The sequence below is a fragment of the Sphingomonas sp. CCH5-D11 genome (genome assembly GCF_001557395.1).
Classification (GTDB): Bacteria; Pseudomonadota; Alphaproteobacteria; order Sphingomonadales; family Sphingomonadaceae; genus Sphingomonas.
In genome coordinates this window covers 23,351-46,895 of record NZ_LSKH01000017.1, presented here as the reverse complement: position 1 = coordinate 46,895, position 23,545 = coordinate 23,351, and the positions used below count along the sequence as shown (strand labels likewise).

General features: G+C 66.2%; 24 protein-coding genes. 7 read left to right on the top strand and 17 right to left on the bottom strand.

Annotated elements, in window-relative coordinates:
• The 3 genes from AX702_RS00940 to AX702_RS00930 all read right to left on the bottom strand — a co-directional run.
• Positions 1 to 659, bottom strand: a 659-nt coding sequence (locus tag AX702_RS00940; protein ID WP_331710369.1) for an aminotransferase class V-fold PLP-dependent enzyme, incomplete at its 3' end; no start/stop codon positions are given.
• Positions 656 to 1,480, bottom strand: coding sequence for a tryptophan 2,3-dioxygenase (locus AX702_RS00935; RefSeq protein ID WP_066775162.1), 825 nt, complete (start codon positions 1,478 to 1,480; stop codon positions 656 to 658). The genes AX702_RS00940 and AX702_RS00935, both read right to left, overlap by 4 nt.
• Before the next feature lie 41 nt (positions 1,481 to 1,521).
• Entirely contained in the window at positions 1,522 to 3,672 is a 2,151-nt protein-coding gene (locus AX702_RS00930; RefSeq protein ID WP_066775159.1) for a DUF3857 domain-containing transglutaminase family protein, read from the bottom strand.
• A 165-nt stretch (positions 3,673 to 3,837) separates the two neighbouring features.
• Here AX702_RS00930 and AX702_RS00925 point away from each other — a divergent pair, with 165 nt between their 5' ends.
• The gene (locus AX702_RS00925; protein ID WP_066775156.1) at positions 3,838 to 4,167 is read left to right on the top strand and encodes a hypothetical protein; all 330 of its coding nucleotides are present in this window, start codon (positions 3,838 to 3,840) and stop codon (positions 4,165 to 4,167) included.
• Positions 4,168 to 4,179: 12 nt separating this feature from the next.
• Here AX702_RS00925 and AX702_RS00920 read toward each other — a convergent pair whose 3' ends face one another.
• Entirely contained in the window at positions 4,180 to 5,514 is a 1,335-nt protein-coding gene (locus tag AX702_RS00920) for an MFS transporter (RefSeq protein ID WP_066775153.1), read from the bottom strand.
• 245 nt (positions 5,515 to 5,759) lie between these two features.
• On the opposite strand from AX702_RS00920, the gene AX702_RS00915 reads away from it, so the two are divergent.
• Positions 5,760 to 6,344, top strand: coding sequence for a TetR/AcrR family transcriptional regulator (locus tag AX702_RS00915; protein ID WP_066775145.1), 585 nt, complete (start codon positions 5,760 to 5,762; stop codon positions 6,342 to 6,344).
• Positions 6,345 to 6,432: 88 nt separating this feature from the next.
• Here the strand turns inward: AX702_RS00915 and AX702_RS00910 are convergent, their stop codons facing one another.
• Entirely contained in the window at positions 6,433 to 7,029 is a 597-nt protein-coding gene (locus AX702_RS00910) for an ankyrin repeat domain-containing protein (protein ID WP_331710368.1), read from the bottom strand.
• A 61-nt stretch (positions 7,030 to 7,090) separates the two neighbouring features.
• Between AX702_RS00910 and AX702_RS00905 the strand changes: the two genes are divergently transcribed.
• The 3 genes from AX702_RS00905 to AX702_RS00895 are packed head-to-tail and all read left to right on the top strand — an operon-like array spanning position 7,091 to position 8,833.
• Positions 7,091 to 7,672: an SCO family protein gene (locus AX702_RS00905; RefSeq protein ID WP_066775141.1), complete on the top strand. Its 582-nt coding sequence runs from the start codon at positions 7,091 to 7,093 to the stop codon at positions 7,670 to 7,672.
• Positions 7,669 to 8,100: a YcgN family cysteine cluster protein gene (locus AX702_RS00900; protein WP_177179130.1), complete on the top strand. Its 432-nt coding sequence runs from the start codon at positions 7,669 to 7,671 to the stop codon at positions 8,098 to 8,100. The genes AX702_RS00905 and AX702_RS00900 overlap by 4 nt, the downstream gene beginning before the upstream one ends.
• A gap of 40 nt (positions 8,101 to 8,140) precedes the next feature.
• A complete protein-coding gene (locus AX702_RS00895) occupies positions 8,141 to 8,833 on the top strand; it encodes a M48 family metallopeptidase (protein WP_066775136.1) in 693 nt (230 codons plus the stop codon).
• Here the strand turns inward: AX702_RS00895 and AX702_RS00890 are convergent.
• The 9 genes from AX702_RS00890 to rpmI all read right to left on the bottom strand — a co-directional run bounded on the left by AX702_RS00890 (position 8,791) and on the right by rpmI (position 18,211).
• Positions 8,791 to 10,923, bottom strand: a complete 2,133-nt coding sequence (locus AX702_RS00890; protein ID WP_082745903.1) for a transglycosylase domain-containing protein — start codon at positions 10,921 to 10,923, stop codon at positions 8,791 to 8,793. The two genes, AX702_RS00895 and AX702_RS00890, sit on opposite strands and share 43 nt — an antisense overlap.
• 91 nt (positions 10,924 to 11,014) lie before the next feature.
• A complete protein-coding gene (gene msrB / locus AX702_RS00885) occupies positions 11,015 to 11,410 on the bottom strand; it encodes a peptide-methionine (R)-S-oxide reductase MsrB (protein WP_066775134.1) in 396 nt (131 codons plus the stop codon).
• 58 nt (positions 11,411 to 11,468) lie between these two features.
• Positions 11,469 to 12,353, bottom strand: coding sequence for a class I SAM-dependent methyltransferase (locus AX702_RS00880; protein WP_066775131.1), 885 nt, complete (start codon positions 12,351 to 12,353; stop codon positions 11,469 to 11,471).
• The gene (locus AX702_RS00875) at positions 12,350 to 13,231 is read right to left on the bottom strand and encodes an aldose 1-epimerase family protein (protein ID WP_066775128.1); all 882 of its coding nucleotides are present in this window, start codon (positions 13,229 to 13,231) and stop codon (positions 12,350 to 12,352) included. Before AX702_RS00875 ends, AX702_RS00880 begins: the two co-directional genes overlap by 4 nt.
• A 123-nt stretch (positions 13,232 to 13,354) precedes the next feature.
• Positions 13,355 to 15,823: a phenylalanine--tRNA ligase subunit beta gene (gene pheT, locus AX702_RS00870; protein WP_066775124.1), complete on the bottom strand. Its 2,469-nt coding sequence runs from the start codon at positions 15,821 to 15,823 to the stop codon at positions 13,355 to 13,357.
• A 218-nt stretch (positions 15,824 to 16,041) separates the two neighbouring features.
• Positions 16,042 to 17,148 (bottom strand): phenylalanine--tRNA ligase subunit alpha, encoded by a 1,107-nt coding sequence (gene pheS / locus AX702_RS00865; protein ID WP_066775120.1) that lies wholly within the window; start codon positions 17,146 to 17,148, stop codon positions 16,042 to 16,044.
• A complete protein-coding gene (locus AX702_RS00860; RefSeq protein ID WP_066775117.1) occupies positions 17,135 to 17,503 on the bottom strand; it encodes a GIY-YIG nuclease family protein in 369 nt (122 codons plus the stop codon). The genes pheS and AX702_RS00860 overlap by 14 nt, the downstream gene beginning before the upstream one ends.
• Positions 17,504 to 17,621: 118 nt before the next feature.
• Positions 17,622 to 17,987, bottom strand: coding sequence for a 50S ribosomal protein L20 (gene rplT, locus AX702_RS00855; protein WP_066775113.1), 366 nt, complete (start codon positions 17,985 to 17,987; stop codon positions 17,622 to 17,624).
• 20 nt (positions 17,988 to 18,007) lie between these two features.
• Positions 18,008 to 18,211, bottom strand: a complete 204-nt coding sequence (rpmI, locus tag AX702_RS00850; RefSeq protein WP_066775110.1) for a 50S ribosomal protein L35 — start codon at positions 18,209 to 18,211, stop codon at positions 18,008 to 18,010.
• A 154-nt stretch (positions 18,212 to 18,365) separates the two neighbouring features.
• On the opposite strand from rpmI, the gene AX702_RS00845 reads away from it, so the two are divergent.
• Entirely contained in the window at positions 18,366 to 20,480 is a 2,115-nt protein-coding gene (locus tag AX702_RS00845; RefSeq protein WP_156455299.1) for an AsmA family protein, read from the top strand.
• Positions 20,481 to 20,524: 44 nt separating this feature from the next.
• Here the strand turns inward: AX702_RS00845 and AX702_RS00840 are convergent, their stop codons facing one another.
• The 3 genes from AX702_RS00840 to AX702_RS00830 form a co-directional block, all read right to left on the bottom strand.
• Positions 20,525 to 20,761: a hypothetical protein gene (locus tag AX702_RS00840; protein ID WP_066775106.1), complete on the bottom strand. Its 237-nt coding sequence runs from the start codon at positions 20,759 to 20,761 to the stop codon at positions 20,525 to 20,527.
• A gap of 167 nt (positions 20,762 to 20,928) precedes the next feature.
• Positions 20,929 to 21,171 (bottom strand): hypothetical protein, encoded by a 243-nt coding sequence (locus tag AX702_RS00835; RefSeq protein ID WP_066775104.1) that lies wholly within the window; start codon positions 21,169 to 21,171, stop codon positions 20,929 to 20,931.
• Positions 21,172 to 21,198: 27 nt separating this feature from the next.
• Entirely contained in the window at positions 21,199 to 22,374 is a 1,176-nt protein-coding gene (locus tag AX702_RS00830) for an aspartyl/asparaginyl beta-hydroxylase domain-containing protein (RefSeq protein ID WP_066775101.1), read from the bottom strand.
• 74 nt (positions 22,375 to 22,448) lie between these two features.
• Here AX702_RS00830 and AX702_RS00825 point away from each other — a divergent pair, with 74 nt between their 5' ends.
• Entirely contained in the window at positions 22,449 to 23,459 is a 1,011-nt protein-coding gene (locus AX702_RS00825) for a hypothetical protein (protein WP_066775098.1), read from the top strand.
• The last annotated feature ends 86 nt before the right edge of the window (positions 23,460 to 23,545 follow it).

Here is a 23,545-nt window from a genome sequence, read left to right as displayed (position 1 = left end):
CCGACCGCCAGATCGACGTGGCAACCGCCAAGATCCACCGCCACCGCACCGGCGCTATGGCTGAGGTCCCATAGGATCAGCGCGCCCGCCGCCTGCGCCGCCGCCGTCAGCCCGGCCATGTCGAGCATCGCCCCGGTCTTGTAGTGAACATGGGTCAGCACCACGACGGCCGTGTCGCCGTCGATCGCCGCCGCCATCTCCGCCGCCGGCATCGTGCGTACCCGCCGCTCCGGCAGCACCGCCGCCACGCCTTGCGCGATATACAGATCGGTGGGGAAATTGCCCGGCTCGGTCAGGATCGTCGACCGCCCAGGCTGCGCCAGGCAGGCGGCGGTGATCAGCTTGAACAGGTTGGCCGAAGTGGAATCGGCCACGATCACCTCATCCGTCGCCGCGCCGATCAGCGGCGCGATGCGCGCGCCAAGCCTAACCGGCGCGTCGATCCAGCCATGTTTGTTCCAGCTCGCGATCAGGTCCGTACCCCATTGCCCCTCGACCGTGGCGGCGATCCGCGCCGGCGTGTCCACGGGCAGCGCGCCCAGCGAATTGCCGTCGAGGTAGATCAGCCCTTCGGGCAACGCGAAACGCGTGCGACAGGCGCGCAGCGGATCGGCCGCGTCCATGGCTTTGACCTGGGCGAGATCGGGCCACCGGGTCACAGCACCGCCCTCACCGTCAGCAGTTCGGGGAAGAACACCTGATCGATCACCCGCGCGAGATAGGGCACTCCCGCCGTGCCCCCCGTCCCGCGCTTGAAGCCGATCACCCGCTCCACCGTCTTCAGATGCCCGAACCGCCAGAGCTGAAAGCGATATTCCAAATCGACCAGCTTTTCGGCGAGTTCATAGAGGTTCCAGTAACGCTCGGGCGCGGCATAGACCGTGCGCCAGCAGTCCTCCACCTCGGGCGACGCCTCATAGGGCTGAGTCACATCGCGCGTCAGCTGCTCCTGCGGGACTGGCAGCCCTGCCCGCGCCAGCGCTCTCAGCGCCTCATCATAGATGCTCGGCTGCTCCAGCGCATCCTGCAGCAGCGCCTGCAGATGCGGGGAATCACCGAACACGCGGATCATTCCGGCGTTCTTGTTCCCCATCAGGAATTCCATCGCGCGATACTGGTGCGACTGGAAGCCGGAGCTTGAGCCGAGCTTGCCGCGCATCGCGGAATAATCGGCCGGGGTGATCGTCGCCAGGATCTCCCAGCTGCCGATCAACTGCTGCTGCACCCGCGCAACGCGCGCCATCATCTTGAACGCGGTGTCGAGCCGATCCTCCGCAATCGCCCGGCGCGCCGCGGTCAGTTCGTGCAGGCACAATTTCATCCACAGTTCGGATGCCTGGTGGATGACGATGAACAGCATTTCATCATGCGTGTCGGACAGCGGCGTCTGGCAGGCGAGCAGCTCGTCCAGCCGGAGATAGCCGGTATAGGTCAGGTCGCCGGACGGTGCCTCGGCGGAAGGGTTGGCGCGATTTTCCATGCCGCCGCCCCTAGCGCGAAAGCGCCATCCGGCGCAGCCCGTTAGTTCGCGTCGCTCTTCTCGGTCCTGTCTGCGGGTGCCTTCGCGGGCGTGGCGGCGGCGATCGTGCGCACCTGGCTCTGGCACGGCGGCGCGGCACCGGCGAAATCCTCGAAACTGCCGAACCGGTTGGTCGCGTCCGCCACAATCGACGAGCCCTTGCTCTTCACTTCCCAGACATAAGCCTTGTTGTTGTCGAACGCTGATATGGCGGCGTTCAGCGCCGCCGCCTCCGCGGCGCTGATCTCCGGCGCGTCGACCCGGCGGCTCTTCACCATGCGCGCGACCTGCCCGTCGAAGGACGAGATGCGCCAATAGGAGATGCCGCCCAGCGTACGATCCATCGGGTTGGAGGAAAAGGACCAGCGGAAGCCCTTGCCTGCCGGTGGCACCTTCACCGTCGTGGCATAGCAGGAGAAGGCAGGATAATCATTGGCATAGGGCGCGTCCTGCGGCTGATCCTTGGGCCGCTTCAGCTCGGACGGGGGCGGAAAGCCGCCGCCGAAGAGATAATGGGTATGCCCCTCCTTGGCGTCGCCCTCCCAATCGACCTTGCCCTCGCCCTCCAGGCCAAGCACGAGCAAGCGATTGTCCTCGTCGAAGCGCCAGGTGGTACGTGTCGCCTCCACCGCGGGATATTGCTGCCGCCAGTAGGCGGCGAGCATCTTGTCCGCGTCACTGGCGGCCACCCCGGCCAGCTGCGCGCGGATGCCGTAGATTTCGTCGCCGCGCAGGGTCTGCTGAATGCGAAAACGGCCGGGCTTGTCGAAACCCGCGGTGGCATCGATGTCTACCACCTCGACCCGGTTCGGCAGGCGTGGGGCGGGTAAGACGATCGCTTCCAGCGCCGCGCCCTTGGCGCGCAGCGGCAGGACCCAGCGTGACAAGGGCGGGTCTAGCGCGTCCAGCGAGCGATCGCCCAGCCGCGTGCCGTCAAGCCACACCGGCGCGCCATTGACCGTCGCACGCACCACCACATGGTCGAACAGCGACGGGCTGGGCAGTCGCTCGTCCAAGCCATCGCCGCCCTTGCTTGCCACCAGCACGGGCTCGGCGGCGATGCCCATCTCCTGAAGCAGGGCGATCAGCAGCGCGGTCTTGCCCTTGCAGTCGCCGAACTTGCGGCTCCACGTCTCGTCGGCATTGGCGGGCCGGTAGTTACCGCCGTCCAGCCCCACATAGACGTAGCGGATGCGATCCTGCACCAGCCGCAGCGCCGCTGCCACGCGGCCCGCCGGATCACTGGTTTCCGCCGCGATCCGCCGAGCTTCGGCGCGCACCGGCGAGTCCGGCGCTAGCACCGCTGCCTGCACATAGGAGCCGGCGAACGACCGCGAGAGGGTTGCCCAATCGGCATAGTCGCTGAACTGCACCAGCCGCTTCACCATATACCGTAATGGCGCCTGCTCCGGCACGGTCACGGATGAAGGATCGACCAGCAGGTATTGATGCTCGACCTCACCGCCCAGATCACGCACGATCGGGGTCGGCACGTCGGCGGCGTTGCGGAACGTCAACGGCGTGGCTTTGGGCGACAGCACGCGCAAGCGATACGCGCCGCGCATGCCCATCAGCGGGAATTGCATGAAGCCATCGGCCCGGTCGACTGGTCCGATCGCGCGACGCCGCTTGGTCGCCGCGAACTCCAGCTCGTCCCCGACCTGAAGCCCCGCCGCCTGCAATGTGGCGGTCAGATCGCCATAAAGCATCGACTGTTCGAGATCATTCTCGCGCTGGATAACGGCGAACTTCTGTGCCGCGAGCACGTCGATGCTCTTGCCGTCACGAATGATCGCCAGCCGGTGAACGATCATCTCCTCACTGGCCGGGGACCAGGTGACGGCGATGTTGCCGATGGCCAGGCCCTCGGGCGAGAGAAGCTTCGCCTTCCACGCCTGGTACTCGTCCTGCACGCCGTTGCTGACGCGCACCTGGCTGTCCGAATAGACGAAGCGCAGCGGGGCGCCCGGCGGCAGCGGTGCCTCGGTTGCGGCCGGCGGGGCGATTACCCAGTCCCAACTGGGCGCGTAACGCACCTCCCGTCCACTGGCCACGCGCTTACCCGCCGCGTCCGCTGCGGAAGGGCGCGACTGCGCCGCCACATTGCCGGCGAGCGCGCTCGCCAGAACGATCGAAAAGCCAACGAACCGCATGTTTCCCCCAGGATCCCCGTGGCTCAGCCTATCAGCGCGTAGCTCGCCCCGCGAGACAGAATGTTGGCGGACGGGCCGCACGGGTCGTCCTGTTGAGGAACGAAGTGACCATCGGGAGCAAGGCGGCGGATGACAGGCGCCTGCCGCAACAGCTAAGCGCGCTCCATGGACTATGTCGCCCTGAAGAACTTCGTTGCCGGCTTGTTCAACAGCGGTGGCGACACGATCGCGCATGTTCATGGCGGGATGGCCGCGCTCATGCTGGCCCGGCTGATCACGCGCCGTTCGCTCGCCACGCCAGTGCCCTTGGTGTTCGTGGTGGTTCTTCAGCTGCTCAATGAATGTATTGATCGGTACAATCACGGGTCATGGCGGTGGCCGGACACGATCGGCGATACGTTGAACACGCTGTTCTGGCCGACCGTGCTCTTCGTGGGGCTTCGCCTGCGACGTCAGCGCGATCCGGTGCGCGAGGAAGCGAGCGCCGAAAGCTGAGCCGGCCCCCAATCAGCCGGCCATGCGCCGCCGATCTTCCGCATCAAGCGCGCGCAGCGACACGCCCCGGCTTTCGCGCATGAACAGCGCGGCGACCAGGCTGACGGCGGCGCTCAGGCCCACATAAATGGCAAGCGGGACCCAGCTGTCATAGGCACGCAGCATCGCCGCCCCGATCAGCGGCGCCCAGGAGCCGGCAACGATGGCCGTCACCTGATAGCCCAGCGACACGCCGGAATAGCGCATTCGCGTCGGGAACATTTCCGCCATGATGGCGGGCTGCGGCGCATACATCAGGCCGTGCACCGCAAGGCCCGCCATGATCGCGGCCAGCATGGTTGCCGTGTCCCCGGTGTTGAACATCGGAAAGGCCGCAAAGGGCCAGCCAATCGCCAGCGCGGCACCCAGGATGTAGACCGGACGCCGCCCGATCCGGTCCGCCAGCGCGCCGGCCACTGGGATGACGATCACGTGAAGCAAATGGCCCAGGAACAGCAGCCCCAGGATGCGGCTGGTCGCGATGCCGCGATGCGCCAGATAGGTGATCGAGAAGGTGACGACCATGTAGTAGAGGATGTTCTCGCCGAAGCGCAGGCCCATCGCGTTGAACACGGCCCGCGGATAGCGCCGGAACACCTGCGAAACGCCATGCCCCGCATCCTTGCGCTGTTCCGCCTCCGCGCGTGCGGCGTGGAACAGCGGTGAGTCGCTCACCTGCGTGCGGATGTAATAGCCGATCGCGATGATGATCACCGACAGCCAAAAGGCGACGCGCCAGCCCCAGGCGAGAAAGGCGTCCTCCGTCAAAAAGGTGGAAAGAAGCAGGAGCACGACGGTGGCGAGCACGTTGCCCAGCGGCACGCCGGCCTGCGGGAAACTGCCCCAAAAGGCGCGGCTGCGGTTCGGGCTGTGCTCGGTCACCAGCAGGATGGCACCGCCCCATTCGCCGCCCAGTGCGAAGCCCTGGATGAAGCGCAGCGTCACCAGCAGCGCGGGCGCCCAATAGCCGATCGTCGCGAAGCCGGGCAGGCAGCCCATCAAGAAGGTCGAGGCGCCGATCAGCACCAGGCTGAACTGCAGCAGCGACTTGCGCCCGATCCGGTCGCCGACATGGCCGAACACTATCCCTCCAAGCGGCCGGGCGATGAAGCCGACGGCATAAGTGGCGAAGGCGGCGATGATGCCGTCGAGGTTGTTGCCGGTCTGCGGGAAGAACAGCTTGCCGAACACCAGCGTGGCGGCCGTACCGTAGAGAAAGAACTCATACCATTCGACGATGGTACCTGCCATCGACGCGCCGACCACCTTGCGCAGATGTGACAGGTCAGCCCTGGCTTCGTGGTCCATCTCTCTCCCCTTTCGCGCCGACCTGCACGGGACCGCGCCGTCCGCGTTGCTTAGATCGGCACGCCTGCCTTGCCCAGCGGCGCTTGCCCAGCGGCGTTTGCGCCAATGGCCGGCTTTCCCCGGATGGAGGCCGTTCCACGGCCAGGATGATCCCGTTTCGGGCCACGACAATACCGAAAAATTGCCCCTCCGAACCGATGGTTGGGCGGTACAATCGCGACTTTTTGCCTATAGGGGAGCCTGGCATGGGGCTCGATGAACCAGAACGGCAGCGGAGCCGAGCGCCGCGACGGGATGCGCAGGAACGCCGGGAGGCACTGATAGCCTCGGCCGTTCTGTGCTTCACGGCAGAGGGCTATCGCGTACCGCTCGACACGATCGCGGAGCGCGCGGGCGTCGGTCGCGGGACGCTTTACCGCAACTTCAAGGATCGCGAGGCGCTGGTCCTGGCGATCTTCTCGCGTGAGGCGGACCGGCTGGAAAGCGGGCTCGATCCCGCCCGCCCGCTGATCGAGATACTTTCCGCCTTCGTGCTGGACGGCGCCGTCGCGGCATCCCTGTTCGCCAGGATCGCTGCCGATCTTCAGCTTGATCAGGGCAACCGGGCAGCCTTTGACGCGCTCGCCGGCAGGCTCGAACGTATCCTGGAGCCAGCTGTCGCGGTGGCGCGGCAGCGCGGTGAAATCGCCGACACGATCATGCCGCGCGACATCGTTCTGGCCGCCCGCATGGCCAGTGCAGTCGTGCGTCCGTCGCAAAGTCGCGAGCGGGCGGCGGCACAGGTCAGCGGCGCCCTTCGCCTGATGTTTGACGGCCTGCGCCCGCGCTAGCCGCCGGGGCAGCGGCGCCGATTAGCACGCAGGCGATCGGATGATGCGTCATAGCTCTTTTGCCGCCGCTTACCGTCCGTCGGCCCTATTACATCCGCGGACCAGCGACGGCACGGACCGCACGCTTGGGCTTTTCGTCGATCAGCTTGGCGATGGCGGGAGAGCGCGTGTCGGCCTTGGCATAGTCCCTGGCGGACATGCCGGCGATATTGTCGGTCTGGTCGGGGTTGGCGCCTGCCGCCAACAGGCTGCGGACCATCGGAAGATCACGCTTCTGGACCGCACGGATCAGCGGCGTTTCACCACCGCCATTACCCAGGTTCGGGTTCGCCTTCGCTGCCGTTAGAATGTCGACCAGCGCATTCTGGCCATATTGCACCGCCAGCAGCAGCGGGGTGTCGCCGCGACCATCACGCATGTTCGGATCGGCCCCGCGTGCCAGCAAGAAGCGCAGATAGGTTCCGTCGCCGCGCTTCACCACGATGTGCAGCGCCCCTTCACCCGTAGTAATATCGCGGGCGTTGACGATGCGCTGACCGGGCTGATCAAGCATCTGCACGACTTCATCGCCCTTGGACTTACGCACGGCTTCAAGAAACTTGTACCCCTGCGACTGCTGCTGCGCGGCGGCCGGAAACGCAGCAAGAATGAACAGGGGGACGAACAGGCGGCTAAGCGTCTTCACTGGCAAACGATCCATCTGATGGTTGCGGCGCCCGCCCTAACAGATCAAGGCTGGCGGTGCCATGAATGTCCGTGCCCTTGCCTGGTTAGTGCCACTCGCCCTTGTCGCCTGCTCCCCGGCGCAATCGCCGGCCCGCCCGCCGCTGGAAGGAGCGAGGATCGGCGGTTCGTTCACGCTGACCGATCAGGATGGAAAGCGCCTGTCCGACTCGTCCCTCGCGGGCCGGTACCGGATCATGTATTTCGGTTACACCTTCTGTCCGGACGTCTGCCCCGTCGACGTGCAGAACCTGGCAGCCGCGCTGAAGCTGCTCGACAAGAGCGATCCGGAGCTGGCCCAGCGGATCGTTCCCGTGTTCGTCACCATCGACCCGGTGCGCGATACACCGGCGGTTCTGAAGCAGTTCGTCTCCGCCTTTCACCCGCGGATGATTGGCCTGACCGGGACGCAGGACGAAATATCCAAGGTGGCCAAGGAGTTCGCCATCTTCTATCAGCGAGGCAAGGGCACGCCGGACGGCTATCTGATGGATCACAGCCGCCAGGCTTACCTGATGTCGCCAGAGGGAAAGCCGCTCGCCTTGCTCCCGCAGGACAGCGCACCTCAGGCGATTGCCGATGAGATCAAACGCTGGGCCGAATGAACCGCTTCTGGGAAGACACGCCGCTCGACAAGCTGGACCGCGCACAGTGGGAGGCGCTGTGCGACGGCTGCGGCAAGTGCTGCCTCCACAAGCTGGAGGATGAGGAAACAGGCGAGCTGTTCGCCACCAACGTTGCTTGTCGCCTGCTCGACCGCCGCAGCGGCCAATGTTCCAATTACCGCCATCGCCACGCCTATGTCTCAGAATGCGTGCGCCTTTCCATGCGCAACGTGGATGCGATCGAGTGGCTGCCCAGCACCTGCGCCTACCGGCTGCGTTTGAATGGCGAGCCGCTGCCGGCATGGCATTACCTTGTCTCCGGTGATCGCGAGGCGGTGCATCGCGCCGGCGAGTCCGTTCGCGGATGGACGATCAGCGAAGATGATGCCGGCGAACTTGAGTATCACATGACGGACCGCCGGCTGTGATCGCCGCGTGGCACACCGATCTGGCGATATCCTGCGGTCTGTGACCGAAGACATCGAGATTGTCCGCCATCCGACCGCCCGCCGGGTCAAGCTGGCGTTCGATCCCGCAAGCGGCCGGATTCGCCTGACGATCCCCAAGCGGGCCTCCGCCACCAAGGCGCTTGCCTGGGCCGCGGGCCACCGCGAGTGGATCGCAGCGCAGCGTGCCAATCTGCCGCAGGCGAGACCATTCGCGCCGGGCGCCATCATTCCGGTCGCAGACGACTGGGTGACGATCGAGTGGCGGGAGGGCGCATCACGCATCGTGCGGCGGGAAGGCAATCGGCTGCTACTCTCCGGCGCGTCCGCAACCGTGGCTCGGCGGGTCGAAGGCTGGCTGCGGCGGGAAGCGCTGCGGCTGCTGGAGGCTGACACCAGCCTCTATGCCGATCGCGCCGGTGTGCGCGTCGCGCGCGTGTCGATCGGTGACCCGCGCGGCCGCTGGGGAAGCTGCACCAGCGACGGAGCGATACGATATAGCTGGCGCCTCCTGTTGGCGCCGGCCGCCGTGCGGCAGGCGACCGCCGCGCACGAGGTCGCCCATCGTATCCACATGAACCATTCGCCCGCGTTTCACGCTCTGGTTGAAGCGATCTATGGCGAAGATCCGACCCCGCATCGCCAATGGCTACGCACCAACGGCGCTTCGCTTCACTGGTACGGGCGTTCCTCGACCGGCGGCGGCGGCGGCTGAACCCGTCGATCGCGACGCGGTTCGCGGGGCGGCTCGCGCCCCGTCACGCGGTCGATCCAATCCTGATCCAGCCGCTGTTCGGGTGCTGCCGGCGCTAGCGGTTCCTCATAATAGCCTTCGGGAACCGGACGTTCGCCACGCGGCGAGGGTCGCTCAACGCCCCGGCCATAGCCGTCATCCGGCAGTGGCACGCCGTCCGCCGCGATCGGCGCGCCGGTTTCATCCACGAAGACGCTATTGTCCGGCTCCCCGAAATAGCTCTCTTCATCTGGCTCCAGCTGCCATTCGGGGAGCGTCACTTCGGTTTCGAACTGTTCGATCGGCCGCTTCGCCACCGCCTTGCCCATGAACTGCGCAAAAGCGCGGGCCGGCGCCGCGCCGCCCTGCAGGCCGCCGACCGCCTTCGCATCGTCACGCCCCATCCAGACGCCCGTCGTGAGCCCGGACGAGAAGCCAAGGAACCATCCGTCCTTGGATGAAGAGGTGGTGCCGGTCTTGCCAGCCACCGGCCGTCCGATCTGCGCCGCGCGGCCGGTACCGGTGTTGACCGCCGTCTGAAGCAGATCCGTCATCTGCGCCGCGACATAGGGCGCGACAAGCACGCGGCTGCGATCCACCTCATGCTCGAAGATCACTTCATTGTTCGCCGTCACTTTGGTGATGCCAAACGGCGTCACCGCCACGCCCTTGTTGGCGACGCTGGCGAAGGCGCGGGTCATGTCGATCAGGCGGACGTCCGAGGTTCCAAGGACCATCGACGGATGCGTGTTGATCGTGGATGTGATGCCGAAACGCCGAGCCATGTCGGCAACGGTGGTGAAGCCGACCTGCTGCCCAAGCTTCGCCGCCACGGTGTTCAGCGAATAGGCGAACGCCGTGCGCAGCGTGACCTGTCCGGAGAAGCGTCGGGAGCTGTTCCGGGGGCTCCACCCGCCGATCGACACCGGCTCGTCGACAACGGTGGATTCGGGCGTCATTCCCGCTTCCAGCGCCGCCAGATAGACGAAGAGCTTGAACGCGGAGCCAGGCTGGCGCTGCGCCTGAGTGGCACGATTGTAGATGGAGGACACATAGTCCTTGCCGCCGACCATCGCCCGAACCGCGCCGTCGCGGTCCAGCGCCACCAAGGCGCCCTGCGCGCCGGCGGGGGCATTGGCGCGCACGGCCGCATCGGCCGCCCGCTGCATGTTCAGATCAAGCGTCGTCCAGACCTCAAGTGGCCGTTCCGTTTCATCGATCAGCAATTCGAGCTGCGGCAACGCCCAATCGGTGAAGTAACGAACGCTGTTCTGCTTGGGCTCGGGCGCGAGCTTCACCGCGTCCGGGTTCGCATCGGCCGCCTCGCCCGCGCTGATCACGCCGTTTTCCGCCATCACCCGCAGCACGACCTGCGCACGGTCAACCGCCGCCTGCGCGTCCGCGGTGGGCGAGTAGTTGGACGGCGCCTTGACCAGCCCGGCGATAATCGCGGCCTCGCTCAGCGACAGCCGATTGGCGCCATGACCGAAGAATTTGCGCGACGCGGCATCGATCCCATAAGCGCCGCCGCCGTAATAGACCTTGTTCAGGTACAGCTCGAGCACCTGATCCTTGGTGAACTTGCGCTCCATCGCCAGCGCAAGGATCCATTCGCGGAACTTGCGGCCGAACTTCTTCTGATTGTTGAGGAAAACGTTGCGGGCGAGCTGCTGGGTGATGGTGGAGCCGCCCTGCACCCAGCGCCCGCGATCGAGGCGTACCTTGACCGAGCGCGCGACGCCGATCGGATCAACGCCCAGATGACTGTAGAAGCGCTTGTCCTCGACCGCGATGGTCGCATCGCGCATCACACGCGGGATACGATCAAAAGGCAGCCATTCGCCGTAGCTCGGGCCGATCGATACCAGCACCGTGCCATCCACCGCGTGCACGCGGATCATCTGGCCGTTGGGCGAGGATTTCAGCTCCTCGAACGAGGGCAGCTGCGCACGCGCGATGTACACCGCGGTGACAAGAGCACCAAGCGCCAGCACTCCGAGCGCGATCATCAGCTTGATCGTGATCGAAAGGCGGCGGCGCCAGGGCGAACGGGGAGCAGGGGCGCGGGCCATCGAAGCGCCTTGTGGGATAGAAGCTTAGGCTGTGCTTAACAAGATGGGCTACCTCCGCCGCGCCAGACGGTGCCGGCGGACGGAGGAGCGGTCACTTGCGGGCGCGGAAATCGAGGCTGACCGAATTCATGCAGTAGCGAAGACCGGTCGGCGGCGGGCCATCGGGAAAGACGTGCCCGAGATGACTATCGCATCGCGCGCAGCGGGTCTCGATCCGCACCATCCCGTGGCTCGTGTCGCGATGATCGGAAACGACCTCCGGAGAAATGGGCTGGGTGAAGCTGGGCCAGCCGGAACCGGAATCATATTTATCGGCGCTGTCGAACAGCTCGAGCGCGCAAGCGGCGCAGTGATAGATGCCGTCCGCCTTATAGTCATTATACTTGCCGGCAAACGCGCGCTCCGTGCCGGCTTCGCGCAGCACGTGATATTGCTCCGGGCTAAGCCGCTGTTTCCATTCGCCTTCCGACAGGTTCAACTGATCCATGGACGACTGCTCTCCGTGATTGGCTCTGCATCTGGGTCCGCAGGGTGCGCGGTGCAAGTCAGTCGTTCGACCAGCGTGCCCAGATCGCGGTCGGCAGCACCAGGCCGCGCGCCTCCTCGCGGACGCCAAGCTCACCGGCTTCCACCGTGCCTGGCAAATCGGCGAAGGCCTGGCGCAGCATCTCGCCGATCGCCAGCGCCGACATGCGCACCGCATAGACGGTGAGGAACAAGGCCCGCGAATTACCGTCGAGCAGCTGGCGGCAGTCGGCAATCAGGCCCGGCAGATGCTCCTCCAGCCGCCAGATCTCACCATCCGGCCCGCGGCCGTATTTGGGTGGGTCGAGCAGGATCGCATCGTAGCGGCGGCCGCGGCGCACCTCGCGCGCGACGAACTTGGCGGCATCGTCGACGATCCAGCGCACCGGCCGATCCGCCATGCCGGACAGCTTCGCATTGGCGCGCGCCGCCTCCACCGATTTCTTGGAGGCATCGACGTGCACCATCTTGGCGCCCGCCGCCGACAGCGCGAGCGTCCCGACGCCAGTATAACCGAACAAATTCAACGCCTCAGGCTCGGCCACGCCATCCAGCCGCTCGCGCAGCCATGACCAGACCGGCGCCATGTCGGGGAAGAAGCCGAGGTGTCGGAACGGCGTGTTTTGCGCGGTGAAGCGGACGGTGCCCGGACCGACTCCCCAGGCGAGCGGCCAGCCGTCGCGCGGGGTGGCACGGTTAAAGCGCCACTGCCCGCCGCCGTCCTCGTCGCTGCCGGGGATGAACTCGCCGTGCGCATCCCAATTCTCATGCGCGGGGGCCCAGAGCGCCTGCGGTTCGGGGCGGATGAAGCGATAGTCGCCATAGCGTTCCAGCTTCCGGCCATGGCCGCAATCGACCAGGCCGTAATCACCCCAGGGTTCACCAATGAGCGTATCGAGTTTCATGGAAGAAGCGTTACCGCCATGCTGATGGACTTGGAACCACCCGGCGGCACGAGAAAAATGCCGGGTTTATCAGCAAGTTCAAGTTCCCCCGCATAACCGGTTGGATCGGCGATGCCGTGCCAAGGCTCGACACAGATGTAACGGGCGCCCGGCTTGGTCCAGATGCCGAGCATCGGCGTATCGGGAAAGTCGATCCGCAGGGCGGGGCCATCGGGCGCGCCATAGGTGACGCTGGACGAGCGGACGTTATCCCACACCAGGGCATCGTGCGTGAACAGATCGTCGGCGAGGTGGAGCGTGCGCCCGTTCAGCGGGGACGGGAGTGAACCGGCCTTTATCGTCCCGTCATCGGCAATGGGTCGGATGCCATCCGGCTCAAGTTGGCCAAATGTGATGACGTGCTGGCCACGTTCCGCGCCGCCCGGCAGCGGCCAGGCGAAAGCGGGGTGAAAACCGAAACTCGCGGGCAGATCGACCGCGTTCGGATTGGCGATGACGATCTCGGTCCGGAGCGTCGCGCCTTCGAGCCGGTAGGTCGCCTCGAGCGTGAAGGCGAAGGGATAATGGACCCGCGTCTCATCGGTATCCTGCAAACGGAAGGTCGCGTGCGCGGGACCATGGTCGATCAGCGTGAACGGCAGGCGGCGGGCGAAGCCGTGCTGCTTCATCGGATAGGCGCGGCCGTCGACCCGGATCACCTCGCCGGCGGGCTTGCCGACAACGGGGAAGAGCAAGGGTGCACGGCCCGTCCAGAACGCAGGATCGGCATCGGTCATCAGCTCGCGGCCGGCAGCGTCCTTCAGGGAGGAGAGTTCCGCGCCAAGGGGGTTGATCGCGGCGGATAGGTGATCGTTCGCGATGGTGATCCAGTCGGTCACTTTACCTCCACGGTGTTGTCGCCATTTCTACCCCGTTCGGGCTGAGCTTGTCGAAGCCCGTGCCAAGCAGCGTTGCGCGTTGTGGCACGCCCTTCGACAGACTCAGGGCGAACGGCGGCGGTATCAGCCCCTTAGCGACGCGCCCAGCTTCGCGGCGGCGGCCACCACCTTGTCGGCGATCGCCTTCAGTTCCGCCTCGACGAACGCCTTGTCGCCCGGCTGAAGCACGACCTCGACCGCCATCGAAGTCTCGCCATCCTTCGCGAACACGTCAAACACGCGAGCGGAGACGATCGCGGTCTTGTCCGCGCCCTTCACCGCGCGGGCCAGCGCGTCCGCGGCGAGCCCCTCGGGCACAAGGAAGGCGAAGTCGCGGCGAACAGCCTGAAGCGCGGGCGGCGTATAGGCCGGGCGCATGAAGCCGGCCGATCGCTTGCCGGGGATGGCATCGAGGTACAGCTCCACCGCAGCGACGCCGGCGTCGAGATCGAACGCCTGGGTGACGCGGGGATGGAGAATGCCGAAGGCGGCAAGCACCGTCTTCGGCCCAAGCCGCAGCGTGCCCGACTGGCCGGGATGCCACGCATCGCCCGCTTCCCCGAACACCTGGAGATTGTCCACCGGCGCACCGGCCGCGGCGAGCAGCGACAGCGCCTCCGCCTTGGCGTCAAAGGCATCATAGGCCTGCGCCTTGCCCGACTGCCAGCCGCGCGCGCGGCGCTCACCGGCGAGGACAAGGCCAAGCGTCGCGCGTTCCTTGTCGGCAAGATAGCGGCGGCCGATTTCGAACAGCCGCACGCTGCCAGCACCGCGACGCACGTTGCGCGACGCCGCCGAGAGCAGGCCGGGCAGCAGCGAGGGGCGCATGACCTTCAGATCCTCGCTGATCGGATTGGCGAGCGTGAAGGCGCCGCCGCCGAAGGGCGCGGCCTCGCCTTCCGAAATGAAGCTCCACGTCACCGCTTCGTCGAGACCGCGGGCGGCGGCGGCGCGGCGGACCCGGCGTTCCAGCTTCTGCTCCGGCGTCGCAGTCGGCGTGGCGACACCCGGCGCACGCGGCAGCGGGACCGAGGGGACGTTGTCGATGCCCTCGATGCGGATCACTTCCTCGACCAGATCGGCCGGGCCGTCGATATCGCGGCGCCAGGTCGGCGGGGTGACCTGCCAATCGTCGGTGACGGTGAAGCCGAGCGACTGGAGGATCGCGCGCTGCCGATCCGGCGCGACGGCGAGCCCGCCGAGCGTTTCCGCGCGGGCCGGATCATAGGCATAGCTGCGCGTGCCGAGAGGCGGCTCGCCGGCGCGGGTGATGCCGGTCGCCTGGCCACCGCAGAGGTCGAGCACCAGCCGGGTCGCGATGGCGAGGCCCTGCTCAAGGAAGGCGGGATCGACGCCGCGCTCGAACCGCTGGCGCGCGTCGCTGGTCAGCAGCAGCTTCTGACCGGTGCGCGCGATATGATCCGGATCGAAATAGGCGCATTCGATGACCACGTCGGTAGTCGTGTCCGACACGCCCGATTCCTCACCGCCCATGATGCCGCCGATGTCATGGACATGGGCATCGTCGGCGATGACCGTCATCGTTTCATCGAGCGTATAGGTCTTGCCGTTGAGCGCCAGCACCGTCTCGCCGGGGCGGGCCTTGCGGGCGACGAGGCCGCCCGACAGCTTCGCCCTGTCATAGACGTGGAGCGGGCGGCCGAGATCGACGGTCACGTAATTGGTGATGTCGACCAGCGCCGAGATCGGCTTCTGGCCGATCGCGCGCAGCCGCTTGGCCAGCCATTCGGGCGATGCGCCGTTGGTGACGCCGTTCACGCCCTGCGCGAAGAAGGCCGGGCAGCCGGCGGGATCGTCGGTGCGCACGTCGGGGCCGGGGCCGTCCCCAGCGACGGGCGCCACATGCGACCCGTCATTCCCGCGCAGGCGGGAATCCATATCCTCTGACGTCTCGGCGCCATCGCTGCCGCTGCGTGTATGGATCCCCGCCTCCGCGGGGATAACGGAAGAGGAACGAACGCTCAGCGGCTTCAGCGTGCCGAGGCCGGCGGCGGCGAGATCGCGGGCGATGCCGCGCACGCCCATGCAATCCTGCCGATTGGGCGTAATGGACACGTCGATCACCGGATCGTTGAGGCCGGCCCATTCGGCATAAACCTCACCGACCGGCGCATCATCGGCCAGTTCGATGATGCCGTCATGATCGTCGCCCAGCTCCAGTTCACGCGTGGAGCACATCATGCCGTTCGATTCGACGCCGCGGATCGCGGCAACCTTCAGCACCATGCCGTTCGCCGGCACCGTCGCGCCCGGCATCCCGAACACGCCGACCAGACCCGCGCGGGCGTTGGGCGCGCCGCACACGACCTGCAACGGGCCGTCGCCCGCATCCACCGAAAGGACCTGCAGCTTGTCCGCCTGCGGGTGGCGCTCCGCCGTCAGCACACGGGCGATGCGGAAGGCCGCGAGCTTCTCGCCGGGATTGTCGACGCCCTCGACCTCGAGGCCGATGCGGGTCAGGCCGACGAGGATCTCGTCCAGCGATGCCGTGGTGTCGAGGTGGTCCTTGAGCCAGGAAAGCGTGAATTTCATGGTTTTCTCAATCCGTCGCCCCGGCCGAGGCGGGGGTCTTGTGAGCTATCGTAGGTCGTGTGGTCGCCAAGGTCACGCCGTCACCCCGGACGTGATCCGGGGTCCATCGTGCCGCGAACGCATCGGGGTCGGTATGCGCGGAACCATGGATCCCGGATCAAGTCCGGGATGACGTGGTGAAATGGGGCGCCGTGGCGGTCCAAGCTTAAGCGTGTCGATCAAGCCGCGCCGACGCCGCCCGACAGCGTGGGCACATCGAGGGCGGAGAAGCCGTAGTGCTTGAGCCAGCGGATATCGCCATCGAAGAAGGCGCGCAGGTCGTCCATGCCGTATTTCAGCATCGCCAGGCGATCGATGCCGCAGCCAAAGGCGAAGCCCTGCCATTCATCGGGATCAAGCCCGCAGGCGGCGATCACCTTGGGATGCACCATCCCGCTGCCCAGCACTTCCATCCAGCCGCCGTTGGGCACATCGCCCCCGCCGCCGATCACGCGCTTGCCCTTCTGGAGGGTGTAGCCGACGTCGACCTCGGCCGAAGGCTCGGTAAAGGGGAAGTAGCTCGGGCGTAGGCGCAGGACGATGTCGTCGCGCTCGAAAAAGGCCTTGAGGAAGGTTTCGAGGGTCCACTTGAGGTGGCCAAGCGTGATGCCCTTGTCGATCACGAGGCCCTCGACCTGGTGGAACATCGGCGTGTGCGTCGCATCGCTGTCGCTGCGATAGGTGCGGCCGGGCGCGATGATGCGGATCGGCGGCTTGTTCGCCAGCATCGTGCGGATCTGCACCGGCGAGGTGTGCGTGCGCAGCAAGCGAGGCCGCTCGCGGTCCTCGGGCACATGATCGCCGGCGAGGTAAAACGTATCGTGCATGGCCCGGGCCGGATGGCTTTCGGGAATGTTGAGCGCGGTGAAATTGTGCCAGTCGGTCTCCATCTCCGGGCCCGTCGCAACGGCGAAGCCCAAGTCAGCGAAGATCTCCGCCAATTCGTCCATCACCTGGCTGACGGGGTGGATGGTGCCGGCGAGCGGCACGTCGACCGGAAGCGTCATGTCGACGCGCTCGGCGGCGAGCTTCGCCTCCAGCGCGGCGGATTCGAGCGCGGCCTTGCGGCTGGCGAGAGCCTGGGTGACGGCTTCGCGCAAACCGTGGATCGCAGGGCCCTGCACCTGGCGCTCATCCGGGCTCATGCTGCCGAGCGACTTGAGGAGCGCGGTGACCCGGCCCTGCTTGCCGAGCGCCTCCACGCGAACGATTTCGAGCGCCTCCAGGCCAGCCGCGGCATCGACCGCGGTGAGGAGGTGCGTTTTCAGGTCGTCAGTCTCGGTCATCGGTAACTATCCCGTCATTCCCGCGGAGGCGGGAATCCATACCCGCTGTCTTCTCAATTGGCTCGAAGCCGAGGTTGATCGACAAGTCCACCCACCCCGGATTGCCTTCCTCGATCAGCCGCAGCTTCCAGTCGCGATTCCACTTCTTCAGCTGCTTTTCCCGGGTGATGACGGCTTTCATCGTGTCGGCCATCTCGAACCACACGAGACGATAAACCCCGTAGCGGCTGGTGAACCCTTCGATCAATCCTTCGCGGTGCTGGTATAGGCGCACCATCAGATCCGAGGTGACGCCAATGTAGAGCGTGCCGTGCTTCCCGCTAGCGAGGATGTAGACGCAGGGTTGTTTGACCATTTCCCCTCCCTCACCACGGTTCGGAGAGTATGAATTCCCGCCTCCGCGGGAATGACGAAAACGCAAAGGGCGCGGGTGTTGCCACCCACGCCCTTCGTGTCGCTTCAGGAGAAGTGGCTTACGCCGCAGCCGGCAGCGCAGCCTTCACCTGAGCGACCAGCGCGGTAAACGCCTCGCCCTCGTGCATCGCGATGTCGGCCAGGACCTTGCGGTCGAGATCGATCCCGGCGAGCTTCAGGCCGTGCATGAACTGGCTGTACGTCAGGCCTTCGGCGCGGACGCCGGCGTTGATGCGCTGGATCCAGAGGCCGCGGAACGTGCGCTTCTTCACCTTGCGGTCGCGATAGGCGTACTGGCCGGCCTTCTCGACCGCCTGCCGCGCGATGCGGATGGTGTTCTTGCGGCGGCCGCGGTAGCCCTTGGCCTGTTCCAAAATGTTCTTGTGCTTGGCGCGAGTGGTTACGCCCCGCTTGATGCGTGCCATGTCTTAAACCTCCTCGTCGCTCAGTTCAGGCCGTACGGCGCCCATGCCTTCACCGTGGCGGTGTCGGCCTTCGACAGCACCGAAGTGCCGCGGTTCTGGCGGATGTACTTGGCGTTGTGGCTGATGAGGCGGTGACGCTTGCCGGCGACGCCGTGCTTGATCTTGCCGGTGGCGGTGAGCTTGAAGCGCTTCTTCACGCCGCTCTTGGTCTTGAGCTTGGGCATTTTGGTCCTTTCAAATCGAGCGAGACTGGAACCGCCGCGGCAGCCCTGATGGCCGGGCGATTCGTTTTGCCTCGCTGGGAAGAAGCGGGGCGCATAGCGGTGGCAGAGCGCAAATGCAACCAATGCGCGGCCCGAACGATTCGCCCGGATGGACATGGCGAGTGAGCGTAACGACCGGCCAGTGCCCCCTGCCCCCGCAGCCACGCGCGAGCGGCGACGGCGCATCGTGCGTAACACGATCATCGCGATCCTGGCGATCCCGGCACTGATCTGGCTGGTGCTGTTCATCACCAAGGGGCGGTTCCTGAAGGGACCGTTCGAGACGATCGTGGGCCGCATGACCAACCGCGAGGTGCGCGTCGGCGGCGACTTCCAGCTCTACTTCGCGCCGCTCCGGATCAAATTCTACGCCGAGCGCTTCACCATCGCCAATCCGGCCTGGGCGACGCGGCCGTATCTGTTCCGCGCGGATCGGATCGACACGCGCATCGCGCCCTTGTCGCTGCTGTTCGGCAAGCGGCGGCTCTATTCGCTGGATCTGGAGAATGGCGCGGCGGACCTGGAGTGGAACGCCGAACACAGCACCAATACCTGGACGTTCAGCGAGAAAAAGGGCAGCAAGCCGCTGGAATTCCCGCGCATCGACGTGGCCACGGTGCGCGGCACCACCGTGCGCTATCTCGATCCCCGCATGCGGCTGCTCGCCGACCTCGGGATCGAGGACATCCGGTCGGAAGACGCGCGCATCGGCAAGGCGGTGCGCGTGGTAGGCGAGGGACGGATCCGCGACACGCCGTTCCGCGTCGCCGGGCAGCTGCTGTCGCCCGACGCAACGGTGAACCGCGGCGAGAACAAGCTGACGGCGCGCGCCTGGGCGGCCAACAATGTGGTGGACGTGTCGGGCACCCTCCCCTCGCTCGCCGAGATCGAGAACGTGCCGTTGCAGACCCGCGCACGCGGGCGCGACCTATCCGAACTGCTTGGCATCATCGGCGTGGTCCTGCCCGAGACGCGGGCGTACAATCTGAAGGCGCAGATGGTGAAGGATGGCGAGGTCTATCGCTTCACCCGCATGGCCGGCATCGTCGGCAAGAGCGACGTTGCCGGGCGACTGACCGTCACCAATGGCGAGCGGCTGCACCTTGATTCGACCATCGCCACCCGAAGCCTCGACATCGTCGATGCCTCCGTCCTGGTCGGCTACAATCCCGACATCGTCGAGGAAAAGGGCGCGGTTGCCGCCGCCGCCGCGACCGGATCGGGCCCGCAGAAGCTGCTGCCCGACAATGACCTGCCGGTGAAGAAGATGCGCGCCTTTGACGCGGACCTCCGCTGGACGGTCCGGCAGGTGAAATCGCGACGCGTGCCGATTTCGAACATGGAACTGACGCTCGATCTCGATCGCGGGCGGCTGGCGCTGTCACCGTTCAGCTTCGCCATGTCGCGCGGCAATGTCGCCACCGACATCGTGTTCGACACGCGCCAGCGGCCGAGCGCGGTGAAATACGACATCCGCCTGGCGCCGACGCCGATGGGGCGGCTGTTCGCCGGCTGGGGCGTGGAGGAATCGGGCACCAGCGGCACGATCAAGGGACGGGTGCAATTGAGCGGACGTGGCGATTCGATCGCCGACTCGCTCGCCACCTCCAGCGGGCGGATCGCCTTTGTCATGCCGCAGGGCACCTTGTGGACGCGCAACGTGCAGCTGGCCGAGATCGACATCGGCACATTCGTCCAGAAGATGTTCTCCGGCCAGCTGAAGGAGCCGGTCAGCATCAATTGCGGCCTTGTCGGCTTCACCGTGCGGGGCGGGATCGCGGCGGCGGACCCGATCCTGATCGACACGCGCAAGAACGTGATCCTGGGCCGCGGCGGGTTCAGCTTCCGCACGGAGGCGATCGACCTTGCGATCCGCGCCGATGCCAAGAAGTTCAGCTTGTTTTCCGGCCAGTCGCCCGTTGGCCTGAACGGCTATTTCTCCGCGCCCGCGCTGGACGTGATCAGCCCGCAGCTGGTTGGCAGGGCAGGCGCCGGGCTGGGCCTTGCCGTCGCCGCCACGCCGCTGGCGGGCATCCTGGCGTTCGTGGACATCGGCGACGCCAAATCGGCGGCGTGCGGCCCGGTGCTGGCCGGCGCCAACGCCGCGGCGCAGCGGACCAGCAAGGGCGAGAAGCGCGACGACGTGGGCCGCGGCACGACGGCGAAGGACGAAGAGGGCAAGGACAAGCCGGGCAAAGAGCAGAAGAAGAAGTTCCTGGGGATCTTCTGATCCTCCGCCCCTTTCTGCGCGTCCGCTGACCGGCGCCCGGAAGCCTACATGGTATCGCTCAGCGGGCGCCCGGCGCTATGCTCCATGATCGCCCGGGCGCGGCGATTGCCCCAATCCTCTGACTGACGCCATTCGGCCTTGGTTTTGCAGACACGCTCCTTGCGCACCAGCGAGCCGGTGATCTCGATCTTGCGGCAAATCGGTTCTGCCGGCGTCGCCGGGGATGACGCCGAAGCGGCCGCCGCCGCGACCTGAAGCAAATGTCCCAACAACACGATCATTGTTGTTTCCCCGCAACACGCCGCCCGAAGACCAGGCCGGCGTCAATCCTGTTTCCAGCGCCTAGCCATGTGGCTCGAAACATCGTGGCAGTGAAACCAGCGCAATGGATCAAACCTGGCCATGTACCGCACGACTGCCGCCCCCGACCAGTCGTGTGCGCCGATCATTACTGACCGCTTGGACGCCCGGTGCTGTAATCTACAATGGCGCGCGCCCGACTATTGCCGCTGTCTTCGGCGGCGCGCCACTCTGCTTTGGTCTTGCAGACACGTTCCTTGCGGGCGAGCGAACCCGTCACCTCGATACGGCGGCAAACCGGCGTTTCATCAGTTGCCGATACTGGCATGGCAGAAGGGGGCGTGATCGATGTCTGAAGCAGGATCGCCAACGCAACCGAAACATTCGCCATGCCCGTTCTCCCCAATCGTAAGCAGAGTCATCGCCCCGTGACCGGGGAACTGGATAGATCATCTACCATGCCGCAATAGTCAGCGACAATGGTTTGTTCTTCCGGCGACAAATGTGGGTTCCAAACATCGAAGATCAGCACGGCGCGCAATTCATCGCTGTCATTCCACGCTTCATGTTCGATCGTATCGTCAAAGGCGAAGGGTTGGCCGACCACCCATTCGCGGGTCTCCCCACCCACCCGGAAGCCGCAGCCGGGCGGCACGATCAAGGGCAAGTGGACGATTGCACGCGTATTGGTGACGCCGGTGTGCGGCGGGATGCGCGTATGCGGCTTCAGCATGGAAAAGAAGGCACTGGGCGCCCGTCCCGGGATGCGCGCGCCCGGCAGGCGATCCAGCGCGGCGGCCGTGCGCGGGCAGCGATCCAGCACCGGCTGGTTGGGTCGGCCATATTCCCACAGGAAGCAGGCGCCCCAATCGAGATTGTTGTTGAGCGGATCCCATTGGCTGCCCGACACGCCTTTTTCCATGCGGACATAGGGTATGAGCGCCGGGCCGGGATCGGCGATCAGCGCCTCCAGCTCCGCCCGGATCGCCGCCGTATCGGCGGCCAGCTCCGCGAACCAGGGAAAGTGGTGATCGTCGAAGAATTCGTCCGCCGGCAGGAAAGGATAATGGATGCCGGCGCAGACATTGGGGTAGATGCGACGGGTGCCGAGCGCATGGTCGACGAATGCCTGGGCACGGCGCCGGCTCGTCTGGCCGAACCCGTCGTATTGCGGGGCGAGCGCCTGGCGGATCGGCGTGGCGAGCGCCGCACCCTGCTCGGCGCAATAGCGGCGCGCATGATCGATGAGGCGGACCAGTTCCTCGCTGGGATCGGCGACCTGCCCGCCGAGCTGGATCACGCCGGACCAGCGGAGCATCGCTTCCCGCCGGTCGCCCGCACGCTCGAACCATTGCGCCAGCCGCACCAGCGCCGGCAGATCGCGCGCATCCAGGCCCAGGGCCCCTTCAAGCGCCGCGCGCTCGCCGGCCTCGTCACCTGCCAGCCGGCTGGCATGGGCAAGATTGCGCCACAGGCTGCCTGCCGCCGGATCAAGCGCGACCGCCTGTTCGAACCAGCGCCGGGCGCCGGCGTGGTCGCGATTGCGCAGGGCGGCGAGGCCGCGGGCATTGGCTTCCTGAGAGGTCAGCGACATGACAACTTCCTATGATGCAACTGCACCCTTTGGAAGAAGATGCTGCGCGCGCGAACATAGGCTAGTGACAGATCATGTATTCAGGCAACAGTTTCGATCCTGCCGATGCGCGCTGGCTGGCACACCGATATGAAATCGTCCGCGATCAACTTCTCTACCGGCATGTTCCGCGCGAGATGCATCAAGCCGGACCATTCCTGACCGACGAACTGGTCGGCGAACAGCCGAGCCAGGTGCTGGACCGGGCGGCGGGCGTGGCGGCGGCGCGCGGGCATGTTGCACCGTTGCACTTCATCTTCCACTCGGCGTTTTGCGCCTCCACCATGCTGGTGCGCGCCTTTGACGTCCCCGGCGTCGCAATGGGCCTGTCCGAGCCCGTCCTGCTCAATGACGTGACCGGCATCCGCCGACGGGGTGAGCGCACCGGCGCCGATCTGGCGCGGCTGCTGGACGAGGCGATGATGCTCCTCGCGCGTCAATGGGCACCGGGCGAAAGCGTCGTCGTGAAGCCGTCCAACATCCTGTGCGGGTTGCAGCGACCGATGCTGGCGCTCCGCCCGACGGCGAAGGCGATCCTGCTCCATGCGCCACTGGCGACGTTTCTCGCCTCGGTCGCGCGCAAGGGGCTGTGGTGCCGGTTGTGGGCGCGCGAGTTGCTGGAAGGATTGCTTCGTGACGGGCTGGTCGACCTGGGATTCGGGCCGAACGATTATTTCCGGCTAAGCGACCTGCAGGTGGCGGCGGTGGGCTGGCTGGCCCAGCACCGGCAATTCGCGCTGCTGGCGCAGCACTTTCCCGATCGCGTGCGCACGCTCAGCTCGGAGGCATTGCTGGCGGACCCCAATGGCGTGACCGGCGCAGCGGCCACGTGGTTCGGCCTGCCGCCCGATCGCTTCGCCGGCCATGCGGCGCTAGGCCGCCACAGCAAATCGGGGCAGCCCTTTTCGACGGGCGATCGCGCGGCGGAACAGGCGGCGGCGGTCGCGGCGCATGGCGACGAGATCGACAAGGTGCTTGCCTGGGCGATGGTGCTTGCGGAGCAGAATGGCGTCGCCTTGTCGCTGCCGGCGCCGCTGCTCACCTGACGCCATGGGGTGATCCGAGCGCCCTCCTGCATCGGGAGGCGGTACATCTATGCGTCACCCGCTGGGCTCGTCCCCGCAATTACGAG